The 1,115-nt window shown below is 46.2% G+C and carries 1 protein-coding gene; it reads right to left on the bottom strand.

The genetic code is table 11. From position 1 onward, the window contains the following. Nucleotides 1-1,115 (bottom strand): RNA-guided endonuclease InsQ/TnpB family protein (locus NLF92_RS12645; protein WP_254102545.1); only part of this gene is annotated, 1,115 nt, incomplete at both ends.

Raw genomic sequence — 1,115 nt, forward strand, 5'->3', positions numbered from 1 at the left:
CTCGCGACAAGACCGTCCGCGATAATGCCTAATTCTCCTTTGCGTGCAATGGTCATTGCTGCAGACACATCTCGACTCTGACATATCCCGCATCCAGTGCAGGTGAAACTGCGTTGGTCTAACGACAACACATGATGCTGGTCACACTCTACGCACACGCCAGTGGATTTCTCATAGCGTCCGATTTCATAGTAGATATTGCCTGCTAACTCGGTTTTGTATTTGACCAAGCTTGTTATCATGCCCATGACGTTATCGCCAATCATACTGCCATTGAACTGTTGCATCCCTTTCACGTTCAAATCCTCGAAGACACAAATATCACTTTCATTGGTTATCTGTCGTGATGTTTTGTGAGCAAAATCGAGTCGTTGCCTCGCGATTTTTCCGTGTAAGGTATTGATGCGGTGTTTGGTTTTTTGCCAGCGGTGTGAGCCTTTTGTGCGACGTGCAAGCTGGCGTTGCAACTGGCTAAGCTTATCTTTGGATTGCTTTAGGTGCTTGGGGTTATTGGCTACATAGCCATTGGAGCCTACTACGGTTTGCTGTGAGTTAATATCAAAGCCAGCGACCGTGTGGAGTTGTTGTTTAGGCGCAGCGCACTTAACTTGTTGCGTGATACTACACTGCCAACGCCCATGTTTGTATTGTACGGTGACGGTTTTAATGTCACTGACCAATTTGCGATGCAGTTTGATAGGCACTTTGCCAATTTTGGGCAGGCTAATCGTTCCGTTCTCTATTCGTATGCAGTTAGCGTTATTCACACAACGAAAGCTGTCATTGTGTTGTTTTTTCTTTTTGTACGACACTTTGTGTTTCGGGAAGTGTTGCAAGCGACCTTTGCCACATGCGTTTTTCAGCGCCGTATCTAAATCCCGAGCGACCTGTTGCGCAGCCGCTGCATCAAACGCTTTGACCCAAGCAAATTCTTCAAACGGCTTTAAATCTTTAATGAGCGCCGCCATATCATGGTAAAACAAAAACGTCTTATCATATTCATAGCGACGGATATTCTCAGACAACAACAGGTTCCATACGCCACGAGCGTAACTGGCAAACTCGGTCAGTTTCTCAGCCTGTTCGGGTGTTGGATTGAGTCGGTAGTTGTATCT

Source organism: Opacimonas viscosa (assembly GCF_024199005.1).
Taxonomy (GTDB): Bacteria; Pseudomonadota; Gammaproteobacteria; order Enterobacterales; family Alteromonadaceae; genus Opacimonas; species Opacimonas viscosa.